General features: G+C 45.0%; 1 pseudogene. It reads left to right on the top strand.

Annotation, left to right across the window (positions count from 1 at the left end):
- Positions 1-409 (top strand): annotated as a pseudogene (locus tag DW182_RS22355) (hypothetical protein); the annotation flags it as partial.

Genomic DNA, 409 nt, shown 5'->3' with positions numbered 1-409 from the left:
TGTAAACGAGTATAAAAACTGGGGAGATTTTATCGCCTTGCAAAATGTGAAGCAACTTAACTATTACGAGCCCCGCATCAAATATCAAAGCTATGACAAATACGGCAATCCTACCCGTATCTCTAAAGACGGTGAATTTGAAGATGTCTCCTATATCTGGGGGTATAAGGGGCAACGGGTTGTTGCTGAAATAAGAGGCGGTTCTTTCAGCGCATTAGGACAAACGTTGATAGACAGGGTGACAAGCGCCGTTTCTCCTTCTTCGGCTGATATGGCTGCCATAGAAGCGCTTAGGAACAATCATTCGCTTGAGGGCAGCCGGATAACGACTTATTATTATGATTCCGCTCTGAACTTGGAACAGCTCGTGATGCCCAACGGCACTAAGACCAACTACGAATATGACTCT

This window comes from Bacteroides sp. AM16-24, from assembly GCF_003471885.1.
GTDB lineage: Bacteria > Bacteroidota > Bacteroidia > Bacteroidales > Bacteroidaceae > Bacteroides.
The sequence above is the reverse complement of the archived record's forward strand: the minus strand, read 5'-3'. Positions and strand labels throughout refer to the sequence as shown.